Source organism: Endozoicomonas sp. ALB032 (genome assembly GCF_049310125.1).
Taxonomy (GTDB): Bacteria; Pseudomonadota; Gammaproteobacteria; order Pseudomonadales; family Endozoicomonadaceae; genus Endozoicomonas_A.
In genome coordinates, this window is sequence record NZ_JBLYNW010000001.1 from 2,510,068 (window position 1) to 2,525,216 (window position 15,149).

Annotated in this window: 13 protein-coding genes and 1 riboswitch; of the genes, 10 read left to right on the forward strand and 3 right to left on the reverse strand. The window is 48.7% G+C overall.

Translation table 11 applies throughout. The features are described 5' to 3' along the window. Positions 1–2 precede the first annotated feature (2 nt). From ACO6VG_RS09030 to tal, 4 genes are all read left to right on the forward strand, one after another. Positions 3–383: a hypothetical protein gene (locus tag ACO6VG_RS09030; RefSeq protein ID WP_422136644.1), complete on the forward strand. Its 381-nt coding sequence runs from the start codon at positions 3–5 to the stop codon at positions 381–383. Continuing rightward, positions 376–819, forward strand: a complete 444-nt coding sequence (locus tag ACO6VG_RS09035; protein WP_422136645.1) for a YbaN family protein — start codon at positions 376–378, stop codon at positions 817–819. Before ACO6VG_RS09030 ends, ACO6VG_RS09035 begins: the two co-directional genes overlap by 8 nt. 122 nt (positions 820–941) lie before the next feature. After that, positions 942–1,505, forward strand: coding sequence for a hypothetical protein (locus ACO6VG_RS09040; protein ID WP_422139754.1), 564 nt, complete (start codon positions 942–944; stop codon positions 1,503–1,505). 221 nt (positions 1,506–1,726) lie between these two features. Further along, a complete protein-coding gene (gene tal / locus ACO6VG_RS09045) occupies positions 1,727–2,677 on the forward strand; it encodes a transaldolase (RefSeq protein WP_422136647.1) in 951 nt (316 codons plus the stop codon). Between the two features lie 78 nt (positions 2,678–2,755). On the opposite strand, the gene ACO6VG_RS09050 is transcribed toward tal, so the two are convergent. Continuing rightward, positions 2,756–3,175, reverse strand: a complete 420-nt coding sequence (locus ACO6VG_RS09050) for a hotdog fold thioesterase (RefSeq protein ID WP_422136648.1) — start codon at positions 3,173–3,175, stop codon at positions 2,756–2,758. A gap of 84 nt (positions 3,176–3,259) precedes the next feature. On the opposite strand from ACO6VG_RS09050, the gene ACO6VG_RS09055 reads away from it, so the two are divergent. Continuing rightward, the gene (locus ACO6VG_RS09055) at positions 3,260–3,685 is read left to right on the forward strand and encodes a hypothetical protein (protein ID WP_422136649.1); all 426 of its coding nucleotides are present in this window, start codon (positions 3,260–3,262) and stop codon (positions 3,683–3,685) included. A 95-nt stretch (positions 3,686–3,780) separates the two neighbouring features. Here ACO6VG_RS09055 and ACO6VG_RS09060 read toward each other — a convergent pair whose 3' ends face one another. Next, positions 3,781–5,127: a PhoPQ-activated protein PqaA family protein gene (locus tag ACO6VG_RS09060; RefSeq protein ID WP_422473598.1), complete on the reverse strand. Its 1,347-nt coding sequence runs from the start codon at positions 5,125–5,127 to the stop codon at positions 3,781–3,783. A gap of 250 nt (positions 5,128–5,377) precedes the next feature. Here ACO6VG_RS09060 and ACO6VG_RS09065 point away from each other — a divergent pair, with 250 nt between their 5' ends. The 5 genes from ACO6VG_RS09065 to ACO6VG_RS09085 all read left to right on the forward strand — a co-directional run bounded on the left by ACO6VG_RS09065 (position 5,378) and on the right by ACO6VG_RS09085 (position 14,099). Next, complete coding sequence (locus ACO6VG_RS09065) at positions 5,378–5,893, forward strand: GNAT family N-acetyltransferase (RefSeq protein ID WP_422136651.1); 516 nt, start codon at positions 5,378–5,380, stop codon at positions 5,891–5,893. A gap of 97 nt (positions 5,894–5,990) precedes the next feature. Then, positions 5,991–6,821 (forward strand): phosphodiesterase, encoded by an 831-nt coding sequence (locus tag ACO6VG_RS09070; RefSeq protein WP_422136652.1) that lies wholly within the window; start codon positions 5,991–5,993, stop codon positions 6,819–6,821. Continuing rightward, complete coding sequence (locus tag ACO6VG_RS09075) at positions 6,818–7,486, forward strand: phosphohydrolase (RefSeq protein ID WP_422411806.1); 669 nt, start codon at positions 6,818–6,820, stop codon at positions 7,484–7,486. Before ACO6VG_RS09070 ends, ACO6VG_RS09075 begins: the two co-directional genes overlap by 4 nt. A gap of 65 nt (positions 7,487–7,551) precedes the next feature. After that, positions 7,552–7,656, forward strand: a riboswitch (TPP riboswitch). A 50-nt stretch (positions 7,657–7,706) separates the two neighbouring features. Next, on the forward strand, positions 7,707–9,434 hold the full coding sequence (gene thiC, locus ACO6VG_RS09080; protein WP_422473601.1) for a phosphomethylpyrimidine synthase ThiC: 1,728 nt from the start codon (positions 7,707–7,709) through the stop codon (positions 9,432–9,434). A gap of 87 nt (positions 9,435–9,521) precedes the next feature. Further along, entirely contained in the window at positions 9,522–14,099 is a 4,578-nt protein-coding gene (locus ACO6VG_RS09085; protein ID WP_422473603.1) for an HAD family hydrolase, read from the forward strand. On the opposite strand, the gene ACO6VG_RS09090 is transcribed toward ACO6VG_RS09085, so the two are convergent. Next, positions 14,082–15,134: a pyridoxal phosphate-dependent aminotransferase gene (locus tag ACO6VG_RS09090; RefSeq protein ID WP_422473605.1), complete on the reverse strand. Its 1,053-nt coding sequence runs from the start codon at positions 15,132–15,134 to the stop codon at positions 14,082–14,084. The two genes, ACO6VG_RS09085 and ACO6VG_RS09090, sit on opposite strands and share 18 nt — an antisense overlap. Positions 15,135–15,149 lie beyond the last annotated feature (15 nt).

The window sequence follows — 15,149 nt, forward strand, 5'->3', positions numbered from 1 at the left end:
TTATGTCATTGAAAACTCCTGCTTTACTCCTGCTGGCTCTGTTTATGAGTGGTTGCTCCACGCTGGGCTGGAAAGCGGGGGATATGGCCAAGATCCAGTTTGATCTCAATGAACTCAACAGGGAGGGTCTGCGTGGTAAAGATGACAGCTTGACGGCAGTGTCCTATGAATTCTGTATTCCTGACAATATCGAGTATGTTGATCAGGTTATGGCGATTGATCCAACGCTGGTTGTTTACCGGGTTTCGCCGGGAAAAATACAGTGCCGCTCAGGCGAGTATCTGGCCGTCGGTGACACCCATCAGCAGGATTACTATGAAGTTCTGAAAAAACTCACAGAGCTGGAGTACGTTAAGCGTATTCAGGAAGCGACATTTGAGTAAGTGTAAAGAGCCCCGTTTGGCTGATCAGGTAGCAACAGAAAAAGGCAACCTTCTGGTCAGAAATCCATTGTTGCGACTCTTGTATCAGGGGTTGGCAGTACTTTGCATTGTGCTCGGCATTATAGGTGCTGTGTTGCCTCTGATGCCAACGACGGTGTTTCTGTTGATGGCATTGTGGCTCAGCGTTCGCTCTTCACCAAAATTGAATCAGTGGCTGCTGGGGCACCCAAGGTTCGGTCCGGTCCTGAAAGAATATCTGCATGACAGGGCACTCTCACCCAAAATAGGGTATCGGGCTCTGGCATTATTATGGCTGGGCATAGGGATTTCAGTCTGGCTGGTTCCCCAGGTTGTTCTGAAAATATTGCTGGGACTGATTGCACTGGCGGTGAGCAGTTATCTGTGGGTACTAATGCGCAGATACCAAAAACAGTGAGTCAATAGCACACTGATCTTTGTAATCATGCCACGGGCAAGAATAAGGGAGCAGGTCGTTTTGATATTCATTTTCCAGGCTCTGACTATAGTGAAGAAAAGGTATTAAGTCAGGGCATCATCATGGATTTGAGAAAACTTTTGCTGGGCGTCGGCATTTTATTGATTCCGGTTACAGGGTACGCGAAGCCAATTTACAAATGTCAGGTAAATGGCGCTGTGGTTTTTACAGAAGAAAAGTGCGATAGCAATGCCAAACCTATTGAACTTAAGGGGTTGGCGGCACCCCTTGAGCCATTTGATATGGATAAACTGCGGGGAATGGACGAAAAGGTCCGCGCCCGGATGATCGAAGATCGTATTGCTCTGAGACAAAAGCGCATTCGGACCTACCGTGATCGCATGCAGAGCGAGCTGAAACAGCTGCAGGCCAAAATCAATAAAAAGACCCCTCAGAATAAAAGCCAGCCCCGAAACAGTGTTAAGGAAAAAGACATCAATACTCAATCGAAGTCTATTGCAAACAGTGTTGATCAGAAGACCAAAGGAACCTTGTCTGATCAGATGAATGCGGTGGTAGCCCGTTATAAAACTCTGATTGAAGCGGAACAGTTTCAAATTGAACTGTTGCTGCAGGAGCTCAGGGTTAACCAGATGATGCACCAGAACACCTCACAGAATAATTGATTTATAAATTCCGGGTGCCGGATTCATTTCATCTCGCAGGATGCAATGAGGAAGTTGTGGAAGCCCGAAAGGCTGCGTTATCAGCTCTGGCCATTGGGCTTTGTTAGAGTGCCTATCGTTATTGTTATGAACTTTTCTTGAATGTAGACACGGCCCTGAGTAGTTCTTGACTATTTTGACGAAATCGATTGCCATAAAAAAAAGTGAGGATTGAGAGTCCAATGAATCAGTTAGAGCAACTCAAGGGAATGACGAAAGTAGTGGCAGACACCGGCGATATCGAAGCCATTCGTCGATATCAGCCTGTAGATGCTACAACCAATCCATCCCTCATTCTGAAAGCGGCTGAACTTCCTGCTTATGAGCCACTTTTCAATAGTGCTCTGGAGTATGGCAAATCCAAAACTGATGATGGAGTGGCGCAGGTCAGGCATGCCTGTGATTGGCTGGCCGTAGCGATTGGTAAGGAAGTCCAGCAGGTCGTACCGGGTGTTGTCTCAACAGAAGTCGATGCTCGTTTATCATTTGATAAGGATGCCACCATTGGCAAGGCTCGGGAGCTGGTTGCCCTTTACCGCGAGCAGGGCGCGGACCCTGAACGTCTGCTCATCAAGATTGCTTCTACCTGGGAAGGCATTGAAGCTGCGAAGGTTCTGGAGCAGGAAGGCATCCGTTGCAATTTGACCCTGTTGTTCAATTTTGCCCAGGCTCAGGCTTGTGCTGAAGCTGGTGTATTCCTGATTTCTCCATTCGTTGGCCGTATTCTTGACTGGTACAAAAAAGCTGAAGGTCGTGACTTTGAAGCGGCTGAGGATCCGGGTGTGGTTTCTGTGACCCGCATATACAACTACTACAAGCAGCATGGCTACAATACTGTGGTCATGGGTGCCAGCTTCCGTAACACAGCTGAGATTATTGAGTTGGCGGGTTGTGATTGTCTGACGATCGGCCCGGGTCTGCTGGATGATCTGGAGAAGACAGAAGCGACGGTTGTTCGGAAGCTGTCTCCGGAGAGTGCCACATCCAGTCATGAAAAAGTGGTACTGAACGAACAGGCTTTCCGCTGGGCAATGAATGAAGATGCGATGGCCACAGAAAAACTCGCCGAAGGCATTCGTAATTTTGCCAGAGATCAGGTGAAGTTGGAGAGCCTGATCGAATCCAGACTGTGATTTTTTTCCCAAAACAACACGACATCAGACCCTGAAGCAGATACAGAAACGCCCGGTATCTGCTTTTCATCAGAACTTTTATCTGCCGACTGCGGCCATGGTAATTCTCGAAATACAGGTGAGCCGCCCCTGTTCATTTTCGATCCTGATTTCCCAGACCTGTGTGCTTTTGCCAATGTGAACGGCTCTGGCGGTACCAGTCACCCGTCCGGAAGTGACTGACTTAAGATGATTGGCATTGATCTCAAGGCCGACACAGTATTGATCTTTTGCGCAGCAGAGGTTGGCTGCAATGCTGCCAAGGGTCTCAGCCAGAACCATCGATGCGCCACCGTGTAAAAATCCAAGGGGCTGTTTGGTTCTCTCGTCTACCGGCATGGTGCCACGAAGAAAGTCGTCGCCTATTTCTACTATATTGATACCCACATGACTGCACATACTGCCTTCACATCTCTGATTCAGGCTTTCTGGAGTAGCTTGGGTCTTCCATATCGACATGGCAGGCACCTTTCATGTTATGTATCACACACCTTTTTTACTCTTCAAGGTGTATGAGCAGTCAATTTCACTGGAGGAATTGCTATGAAAACCGGGGCATCTTTTTATTCTCTGGACAATCATTCGATACCAGGAAGCATAATCTTCTGTCTATCGGTGGTTTCCATTCTGCTGGTGTTTTGCTCTGTCGAAGTAGAAGCGGCTCCGAGCAAAGCGCCCGTGAATATGGAAGAAGCATACAGTCAGCTGGAGCAAAAACTCAATCTCACGGATGAACAAAAGCCCAATGTAAAGGCCATCCTGAAGGAGAGTAGGGAGAATGTGAAAAAGATTCAGGCCACCGATCAGGACCGGCTTGCAAAAGCCAGGGCTCTCAAGGCAAACAGGGATGAAACCAATAAGAGACTGGCGACGGTACTCAACGATCAGCAGATGCAAACCTATCGAGAGTCACGCAAGGAACTACGGGATAAACTGAAAGAATATCGGGATATGAAAAAGTCTGAGTAGCCCCCTGATATCGCTCAGTGCTATTGCGATATATGATCTCTGATGGGCTGTCCGGTTATCCTTTTTTGTCGAGTGGATAAACAGTCAGGGCTGCTCTAAGGATAAACGTCAGGAGTCACCCGAACGCCTGATGTCAGGATCAGATCCGGATAAGGCGCATTGTTGAAGACCAGCTCGATAAAGAAGGCAGTCCACCCATTCTCGGGCGTTGCAGGGTAAAACTGATAAGTCCAGGGCATTGAGACGACAGGTTCTATACGGGTTGCCTGATAGCGGATACCTGCCTGTTGCAGTACATCTTTTCGGAAGTCTCTGGCCTCAGGGTTATGGCAAACCCAGGCACGGGCTAATTTAGGTTCAAGGCTGGTTCTGATTTCCAAACCACCTTCATCCAGCAGTTGCCAGTTCATGGCGGGCATATCCTGCTCCGAGATCAGCGCACCAAAGACAGAAGCCATGATCTCATCGGTGTTTACGTCACTGTCCCGGCCCAGGTAATGGCTGGCATTCGGTAAATACCTCAGCCAGGTTAATTCGGATAACTTCGGGTAATAGAAACGGGCAGAGTCTGGTGGAAAGAACTCGTCGCAACTGGCGTTGACAATAAATGCAGGCAGATGAAGCTGACTTCTGTAGACAAAGGGGTCAATATCATTGAGCAATTGCTGCATACCCTTGGATTCCAGGCTTGACAGAATGTCATGATCACTGTCTGCATAATCGCTGATAGCGCTGGCAAAGCCGCCATAAACATTCAGATGATGATTCATGCAGGCTTGTACGTTCAATGTATCGATCACCATTGGAATAAGAGCCATGACCCTTTGGTCAGCGGCTGCCGTTAACCATGAAATCCAGCCCCGTTTGGAAGCCCCGGCGATAATGAAGTCATTTATTCGGGAGCATTTTTTTTCACTGATCTCTTCACTGAACTCGCACAAAGCATCCATGGCCCGGATAACACTTTTCACCATGGGCCATTGAATGGGCATAAGACCATTGTGTTCAGGATCTTCCAGAAAGGCTTGCCAGGAAAAAGCAACAAGATCATCTTCCGACCTGGGAACACCATCCCGAAAGGTCAAAGGCTGGTTGGGAACATCTTTGAGAACGGCTACCGGGGCTTTGGTGAGATGGCATAAATGTGCGCCATCGACATTATGCGAGGGAGTGAGTTCAAGGGATGGATCGTGCCTTGATCCACCATTAATCATTAACAGACAGGGACTCTCTGAACCTCCTTCAGGCCAGTAAAGTGTGAGGCGGTGTTGCCATTCCGGCTGACGGAGGCCAAACCCTGAGCCTTCCTGCCAAGTCTGGGAAATCAGTTCTAAATGGCTAACGGAGACGACCGGAAACTCTTCGCAATGAGAAGTTTCAAGGCAGCGCCAGCTGAAGCTTTCGTCTTTTCTATTCAGGTAGTCCAGAAATATAGGGTTCAATGCCAGACCTCATAGTTACTCAAGTTCCTTTAAGTTTCATCGGCGGTTCTGGAGTGAATAACAGCCGGGAGTCACTTTGCAGTCAGTCTATCGTGTCTGGGAAAAAAACGTTCGATCTGGCGAACTTTTTTTATCGGTTCAGGGTCGAAGAGAGCAGTACTCTTTTTATTAATTGGGTACAGATTCTGGTTAAAGCGAAAAAATCGACTAAACCTTATCTTGCCTGGTCATGAAGTTTCTGGAGTCTCATGTGCTGATTGTTGCCGAAACACCCCGACTGATCCTGCGAACCTGGCAAGAAGCTGACTTAAAGCCGTATGCCGATATCATTGGAGCAGTTCACCAAGAACTGCATTACAGTATTCACTCCCCCGCCAGCGAAGCAGAAACCGATCTCTGGCGTTTTCAGATCGAACTTGACCATAAAGGCTGGTCTCGTTGGGCAGTTGTTCTAAAAGAGAGTAACAGGCTGATTGGCAACTGTGGATTTTCGGCCTATGGCGATACCATAGAGATGAGCTGGCGGTTCAGTCAGGAGTATCGCGGTCGTGGGCTGGTCATCGAAGCGGCTGAAGCTGTGACCGATCTGGGGTTCAAAAGATTGGGCTTCAAGGAAATCATCTCTTTTGCTTCACCCCAAAACGAGTTTGCCCTTGATGTGATCGAGTCACTGGGTATGAGTCTGGCCGGTTATGAGGGATGGTGTAATTTAACGGTTGCCCGGTTTTCTCTGAGTTCGGCAGAAGCTCTCAGTCACTCTCATTAGTCTGGATAGACCATCAAAAAAGTAAACAAACTTCCTCTAAAGCGATACCTTTTCCGTGCGATCATTTAGCTTGAGAATAATGACGGGATTGCATTTTATGGTCTATCGATTTGTACACTTTTCTGATCCCCAGTTGGTTCCGGCGGGCATGTTGAATTACGACATTGACCCACAGGCAAGGTTGAAAAACTGTGTCGATACACTTGTGCAGCAAGTGCCGGAATCCAGCGCCTGCATTATTACCGGTGACCTGACACACTGGGGCGAGAAAGAGGCTTATAGAGCCCTGAAAGAAGAGTTGGACAGGTTGCCTTTTCCGGTTTACTGCCTGATGGGCAATCATGATCACAGGCAGAATTTTCTGGATGTTTTTTCGAGTCACCCAAGGCAGCAGGAAGGTTTTATCCAGTTTAAGCTCGAAACAGAAGGGGTCAACCTGATCTGTTTGGATACTCTGGATGACAGAAAGCGCAGCGGGATTCTTTGTGAGCAAAGACTGGCATGGCTTAGAGATGAACTGAAGGCATCAGACAAACCGGTTTGCCTGTTTATGCACCATCCTCCTTTTGAAACGGGGTTGGCGAGTATGGACAGGGACAATCTGATCAACTCAGCAGCACTCTGGTCAGCGATCAAGCCCCATAAGGAACGGATCAGGCATTTGTTCCTGGGGCATTTGCACCGCTCTGTTTCAGGCAGTTGGCAGGGGATCAGCTTTTCATGCCCACCTTCACTGGTACACCAGACACCTTTTGATTTTGATAACCCCAGGCCAGACTCTGTTTCGCCGGAGCCTCCGGTTTATAATCTGGTGGATATTCACCCGGACAGAGTGGTTGTCCACACTCACAATTTTTTGCATGATTTTCCGGCTATTAACAGCAGAACCTGTCAACGTTACCAAAGGCCTGTGGATCCCGAATCATGAACTTTAATGAACCTGCACTGCTGAAAAGCTGGGAAGAACGTTTTGTCGAATACCTGCAAGACAGGGACTGCGATGATGCCTCGCACGACATTTCCCATTTTCAGCGGGTCTGGAAAACCGCTCAACAATTGATGGATGAGGGGCGTTTTGACATTAACCGGCTGGTGGTTCTTGCTGCCTGTTATTTTCACGACATTGTGGTGTTGCCAAAAAACCATCCGGAGCGCTCCAGGGCTTCCACCCTGGCGGCTGAAAAGACCCAAGTCTGCCTGAAATCTCTGGCCTTTCCAGAAGAGCTGACGGCTGCCGTGTGTCATGCAGTAAAAACTCACAGTTATTCCGCTAATATCACTCCTGAAACTCTGGAAGCTGAAGTGGTTCAGGATGCTGACAGGATGGAAGCTTTGGGCGCGATTGGTATTGCCCGCTGTTTTTATACGGGCGGCAAGCTGGGCCAGAAACTGTTCGATCCCGAAGATCCCATGGGGAAAAACAGGGCGCTGAACGATCGTCAATACTCGCTGGACCATTTTGAAATCAAGCTTTTACAGATTCAAAAGACCATGAAAACAGAGCCCGGGCGTAAAATGGCGGCACGTCACAGTGATTTTTTGCAGACCTTCAGAACCCAGCTGTGTAAGGAGCTTTCAGGCGACTACAGCTGAATAAACCCTTGGTTTTTTTGTGTCTTTATACTATTAACCTTTTAGAAATCTACTTATACTTTCCGGCAATCTTGTCGGAGCGCCACAGGCTGAGACCGAATTGCTGTTTTTCGGAATCCGTAGAACCTGCTCAGGTTAACACCTGCGAAGGGAACAAGATGGCCTATCCGGCAAGCTATATCGAAACCGTCATGAACTCAACGTGAAGGATACAGAAACGATGGCTTGCGAGAAAAATGCGTCCGGGTTTGACCGGCAGTTGCTAATGGACGCCTGTCGCCCTTTTCCCAACTCTCAAAAAACCTATGTAACAGGCAGTCGCGAAGACATTCGTGTGGGTATGAGGGAAGTTCGCCTGCACGATACCCCCGAACGTTTTGGTGGCGGCAAGAATGAACCGGTGCGTATTTATGACACTTCGGGCAGTTACACAGAGACCGGCGTTCCTCATGATTTGAATCAGGGCCTGTCTGGTTTGCGCTCACAGTGGATTGAAGAGAGAGCGGATACTGAGCTGCTCGACGATCGCTCCTCGGAATTTGCCCGCTCCCGTCAGTTCGACCTGCGCTTGCAAGATATTCGCTTCAAAGCACTGAGAACGCCACGCAGGGCCAGGGCTGGCCAAAATGTCTCCCAGCTGCATTACGCCAGAAAGGGGATAATTACTCCGGAAATGGAGTTTATTGCGATTCGCGAGAGTATGGGGCGCACTGATGGCTCCCATATCACCCCGGAGTTTGTCAGAAAAGAAGTCGCTGAAGGGCGTGCCATTATCCCGGCCAACATTAATCACCCTGAGTCCGAGCCCATGATCATCGGGCGTAACTTTCTGGTGAAGATCAATGCCAATATTGGCAATTCTGCGGTGACCTCTTCCATTGAAGAAGAAGTTGAAAAGATGCTCTGGTCGGTTCGCTGGGGTGGCGATACGGTGATGGACCTATCCACAGGCAAGAACATCCATGAAACCCGTGAATGGATTATCAGGAACTCGCCTGTGCCTATCGGTACTGTGCCTATCTATCAGGCTCTGGAAAAGGTCAGGGGCAAGGTGAAAGACCTGAGCTGGGAGGTCATGAAAGACACCATTATTGAACAGGCAGAGCAGGGTGTGGATTACATGACGATCCATGCCGGTGTTCTCAGGGAACATGTTGCTAAAACCAGAAACAGGGTAACAGGCATTGTTTCCCGGGGTGGAGGTATTCTGGGCCAGTGGGCAGAGATGCATGATGCTGAGAATTTCCTCTACGACAATTTTCGGGAGCTGTGTCAGATCTGTCAGGCGTATGATATCAGCCTGTCTCTGGGGGATGGATTGCGTCCCGGCTCTATCGCCGATGCCAACGATGAAGCGCAATTTGGCGAACTGAAAACCCTTGGGGAACTGACAAAGATTGCCTGGGAATACGATGTTCAGGTCATGATAGAAGGACCGGGTCATGTACCCATGCACCTCATTGAGGAAAACATGGAGATGCAACTGGAGCATTGTCATGAAGCGCCTTTCTATACCCTTGGACCTCTGACTACCGATGTGGCACCCGGCTATGACCATATTACTTCGGGCATTGGTGCTGCCATGATTGGCTGGTATGGCTGCGCCATGCTCTGTTATGTCACACCCAAAGAGCATCTGGGCCTGCCTGACAGAGATGATGTAAAAGCCGGTCTGATTGCTTATAAAATTGCCGCTCATGCTGCTGATTTGGCCAAAGGTCATCCCGCTGCCCAGGTTCGGGATAATGCCCTGTCCAAGGCGCGCTTCGAATTCCGCTGGCTGGATCAGTTTAACCTGGCTCTGGACCCTGATACGGCCAAAGCCTATCACGATCAGACATTACCTCAGGAAGGTGCGAAAGAGTCTGAGTTCTGTTCCATGTGCGGACCCGATTTCTGCCCTATGCGCATGACCCAGGACGTCCGTGAACTGGAAGAAACTGCCTGAAAATAAACTTCGGGAGTCAGTCCTCTGGCTGACTCTCTGTCGCCTGTCGAATAAGTGACGTAACCACAGCTTGCTAAGCTTTTGGGAATGCTTAGCTATGCCAATGACAAGGAGGTCATAGTGGTTCCGTTTTCTCCCCTATCATTTCTTGATTTCTATAAATCCAATAAAGACGTTCAAGGCAAATACCCCATTCTTGATAATGGTCGCTTGTCATCGGAAAAAGTCGGCTGGGTTCTGGGGCCGTCCGATAAGTACAATGCCTTTTGTCGCTCCGTAAGCATTTATTACCAGCGACACAATGAGCTTATGGATAAGCCGGAGCTGGTGGGCGTTAGTCGTGAAGTACGGACGGCCACCGGGGCCAGAACCCCGCTGTTAAAAAGAGATGTATCCATCACAGATCCGGCTACGCCAAGAAAGGCCAGTGTCTGGAATGATGAATGTGTAGCCTTAAACCAGGCCAGTCTGACCGTTCTGCATGAGGCTGAGGTTGAGCTGGTTCAGCTACTCCTGAAAAAAGCACCAGACAATGAAATAGTGGCAGCCGTCGAAAACCTGATCTCAAAGTTCTGTTTGACCACTAAAGCCCGAGACAAAGATGACTGGGAATCTCATTTAAAGGACTTTATGGAATCCGAGAAAGTCGATATCCGGATTCAATGTGCGAAACATCGGGCTCCTGATGAAGAGAAGCCTTATAGGGTTACATTACTTCAATCAACAACGGATACAACTCGCAAAAATGTGTTCACTTCCCGGCATACTGGCGATCTGGACCAATATTTTTACGTCATGGATCAGGCTATTGATTATTTCAAGACAAACCCTCCCAGAGAGCTTCGATGTACCAGACGGGAGCGGGCGAATGCCCGCCGTAGTGATGCACTTGATACTCAGCGCCTGTCTGCGATTACTCCGCCGCAAATCAGAGAGAAGCTGGTTCACAGGGCATGTCAGATATTTGTGGATATTCTCGGAGACAGACAATACAGTTTGACCGTTCAGGATATGAAACAGGCTTATCGGGATAAAGTGATGACCGATGAAATGGTCAATGCCTGCCTGGATAATATGAAATTTAATGATCCTCTGCTCAACGAATTGGGGCGCACGGTTAATGAGGGTAAGTTCCTGTACGGCGTTCTCCCCGCAGAAGATGTTCAGGCAGCTTCAGAGGCTGCTTCAAAGACCGTAGAGGACGACAACGCAATACCTGTGTTTACCAGCCTTGAGAAATTCTATAGCTACCTGAGACAGTCTTCTGCAAAGCCCCATGACATCAGTGACGAGCTGGACGACGATTATAGGCAAATGGGTTTTAGCCCATTGGGCGAGGAGTTTGTTGGCCCTCAGCAACCAGCAACTAGGGAACAGCTGGAAGCCTTTAAAAAAGCCAGGGCATTCAACCCGGATATAAAGGATGCAGACCTTGCAGTGGCTATTCATCTTTTAAATACCGATGAGAGGCTGGCCCGGGGAGTTTTGAACAGAAGCCCTCGTCAGCAGGACTACATCCGTGAGTTTTCCGGGAAAATTGTGGTAACAGCCAAAAAGGTGATTGCAACAACGGATGGAGCGTCTGTTGTTCCGCAGACAGTCACGATACCGCCTCCTGTTTCTGAAAAACAGCCAGAAGCTTCTGCTGCGAATACTATGCCCTCTGAGCAGTCTTCATGGCAGTTGCCGGAAATGGACGACGCTCAACAACAATTCCTGACCATGAAAGCTCAGTGGGATCGTATACAGCCATCCGGCCAGCAACCCGACCGGGTTGTCAGTGGCCGGTTTAATCAGCATAGGGTTCATGCAGTTTCTTTTGAGGATGCTGTGCGTGATCTGGAAAAAGAGCGTCGACAGATGCTCATTAATGTCCAACCGAATACGGAGGCAGAAGCATTTAACCAGATTAAGGAAGATATTGACCGTGGTTATAACCGTTCCAAAATTGATCTTGAATACCAGTACGGACGGATTGATAAGGATGAAGCCACACGACAGATAACGGCTGGAACTTTTGGCGCTGATAGAGTCAATCGCCTCGCCGATCTGGATAAATTGACAATCCACAGGCAGACCCTGATTTCAGCCGATGAAGAAGTTGAATTTGAACTCCTCAATAACGTTGTATCCGAACTCTATAAGAGACAGGCAGCGGGTAATTCAAATTGTCAGGGCTTTGCCAACTCTCTGGAGCATTTTGCCAGAGGCAAGGGGTATAACCAGGTCCATGCCATTTCAACGCCAATAGAGATTCCTTTTGATAACAGTGAGACGACGCCTATTGTGGGTTGGGCCCAGATCGACGGTATTGAAGAAAAACAGCATCACCATCAATTTCAGAATCATGTCGGTGAGTTTTTCGAAGCCATCAAAAAAGGTCAGCAGAGACAGCCCGGTGCCGCCAAAAGGCCATTAGCCGAGGCGTTTGATAGTGACCGGTATGTTGTCCTGAAATCAGGCGAAAGCGGTGGTGCCGGTCATTACACCTTTCTGCAAAGACTGAAGTCATCCGGGCGATTTATCGTAGTGGACGCGCAAAACCGACAGATGTTCCCTGTGCTTAATCCCGATGGAACACCGACGGATGAAGCCAGAGATTACTTCAACACTGTCTCCGTCCAGGCGTACTCTCCAGAGTTTGTCACTGATGAGCAATATGACAGGGAGATTGACAGCACCAACCTCTGTCTGGCCAGTGATCGAAATTATGGCCATCTGATAGGCGTGTTTGAGCAGCTGGATAAGGTACCTGAACAGTGGCAGGTCAGTATTGAAGCAGCTGCTGACTGGTTATCCAGCCATGTCAATGGGGCGCCTGCCAGGGTTGAAATTATCAAAGGTCTGGAGAGAGCTCCGGGACGTGAGCTGTGGCCTTCTTTGTGGGATGGCACCTACCAGCTGAGAAGACCCGCTGAAGTCGAACCTTTGAAGCATCGTTTTGATGCCTTCGATCCAAACAAAGGGCGAGAGTCGTGCCGTGATCTGATAAAGAATCTGGTGCTTCTGTCACCTGAGCAAAGAAGCAGTCGTCGAATGGCTTATGAGGCATTTCAACAGCTCAGAGGCAGATATATACAGATTGATCAGGCAATGAGGGATGTTCAGGAAACCAACTTTAATGCAGCTTTTCCAACGGAACGGGAGTGGAATGAGTATTGTGGTCCCGATGTCGATATGAGGCTACAGGCTAATATCGACAAGGCTGAGCAACAGGTGATTAATGCTCAACCGATAAGTAAGTCGACTGCAATGAAACAACTAATGGACGACTTATGGAAGTTATCTCCCGCAGCATCACAAAGTCGAAAGCAGGCTGCCAGAGAATTGGTACAGATTCGACCTGAACTCCAATTGAGTCCAGCGGAGGTAGAAGCGAATCTATCCAGATGTTTCTCTGAAGCGGGTTGGGATTTCCTCTGGGGGGGATTGAACCTCAAACGCAGCCAGCTGATCTCTCTGCAGGTGAGAATGGACCAGGCGCAAGTTTCCAGAGCAGAAGACATGAAAGCATTGATGCCTGAGATGTTGAGGCTTTCTGATCCTGCTGCCAATAACATAGAGCTTGCTTCGCAGGAACTGGCTCAGATACGACCCGATTTAGGTCTTGATCCTCTGGAGATTGAAAGAAACCTGAAACAGGTATTCCCAGATAATGACTGGAAAACAGAAAACCGCGCGCTCAGGGGGAGGGCCAAAGAAGTCAAAGATGATATCAAGCTGAATTTGATGGGCCGGGGACGTCAGGTCATGACCTGGGGGCAGAATGAGCTGCCAGCTGCTCAGGCAGTCACGGTTCCACCTGCGGAGGTCACAGTATCTGAAGCAGCGAGTGCTTTACCAGAAGCTCTGAAAGTCCGTGAGTCAGTTAGAGTGCCGAAATCACAAGACATCAGGGAAGTGCTGCCACATATCAAGCCCGGTGAACCGGTCCTGGTCTGTTTCGATTTGGATGAGACGCTGATCGCCAAAGATTTAGTGGCCGAGGGTCGTCAAGAGAGACGTCTGGTCAATCCTGATACGGCCAAAATCATTCAGGATATCCGAACAAAGGCGGGTCCGGGCAATGCCAGAATTATTCTGCTTACTGCCAATGACGAAGACTCTTTGAGAAAAAAAATTGAGGAAACACAACTCGATAGAAATCTGTTTGATGATGCAATCTCGATCAAAATCCAAACGGGGCCACTGAAAACCAAGGAGCAGGGCTTGCATCACTACCTCGACAAATCCGGGCATCCGGCACAACACATCGTCATGGTGGACGACTTGCAGGACATGCTGAAGTCTGTTGAAAAAGCCGCTGATGACCGAGGCATACCCTATACGACATTCCACTTCTATGGCGCTAAACCGATGATTTACAGGGTCGACTTTGCTGCCGACTGGGAAATGTTCACGTCTGGAGATGGAAGAGGTCCTGATATCAGTTTTGAGCGATTTATCGAGCTGCAGGAGCTAGCTGATGATAACGGTTGGAATTCTGGTGATTTGACAGCGATCTATATCAACGAATCACCTTCAATGAGAGATATGATTGATGCGGAGAAAGAGTTCAACCCTGATTTTGATTGGCGAAACTATAAATTACCAAGAGGCTATCAGCCTCCTGCGCATTTGGGGAAACCTGTGATTGAGTATCGAAAATCAGATTATCCGGGATAAGGTTTGGATAAGAGACTCAGTCTGGGCTTTGTTGCCCAGATTAATTCTCAAGCCTGTTTTACCACTTTCATCGGCCTTCGGTCGAACCAGTATATGGTGAGACCGGAGGTATTTTTCGATCTCATCCGGGTTGTTCGGGAATGTCCAGATAAAGTTGGCGACACTGGGCCAGTAATCAATTCCTTTGCTGTTCAGAAAATCTTCAAACATGGGTTTGGAGACTTCCATCACTTCTTTAACATACTGTTCGGTATAGCCAGGGTTGGAAAGCGCTGCATCTATCGCAACCACTGCCAGCTGATTAACGTCGTACGGGCCGCGAACATTCAGCAGTGCTCGTATATTCTCACTATTACTGATGACATAACCAAGTCGAACAGAAGGTAAGCCCCAGGTTTTTGAGAAGGTGCGGGTAATCAGCAGATTGGGGTATTGTTCAACGACATCTGCCACTGTTTTCTGCGTGTATTCAAAATAACATTCATCCACAAGAATAGCGGCGTTGGGGGCAGCGGCGGCAATTTCAAGAATGTCTTCCCTGGCCACAATAGTGCCGCTTGGGTTGTTGGGATTGGAAATCACTATAAGCCGGGTTTTATCGGAAATAGCATCAAGCACAGCCTGTCTGGGGAAACCATTGTCTCTGGAATATGAGGGCTCAATAATGTTGAGGTTTTCTACCCTGGCCACCTGCTGATACATGGCGAATGAGGGGCGGGGAATAATGGCTTCTTCACCTTCACGGCAGGCTGAGCGGATGATCAGTTCGATACCCTGGTCGGAGCCGTTGGTGATCATCAGCTGATCAGTATCAACATGGCAGTATCTGGCAATCTTTGCAGCAATGTTCCCATAGGATGGGTAGCACTGCAGGCGATCAGCCCGAATGAAATCAATCATGGCCTCTTTCACTGAAGGGCAGACGGGCAGGGTACGTTCATTAAAGTCCAGCAACAGATGGTCATGAGGGTCCCGGCCTTCCAGAGGGGGGGTGTAGGCTCCCATTTGGACAATGTGGGATTTGAAAATACTCATGACGAAGGTTCCTGC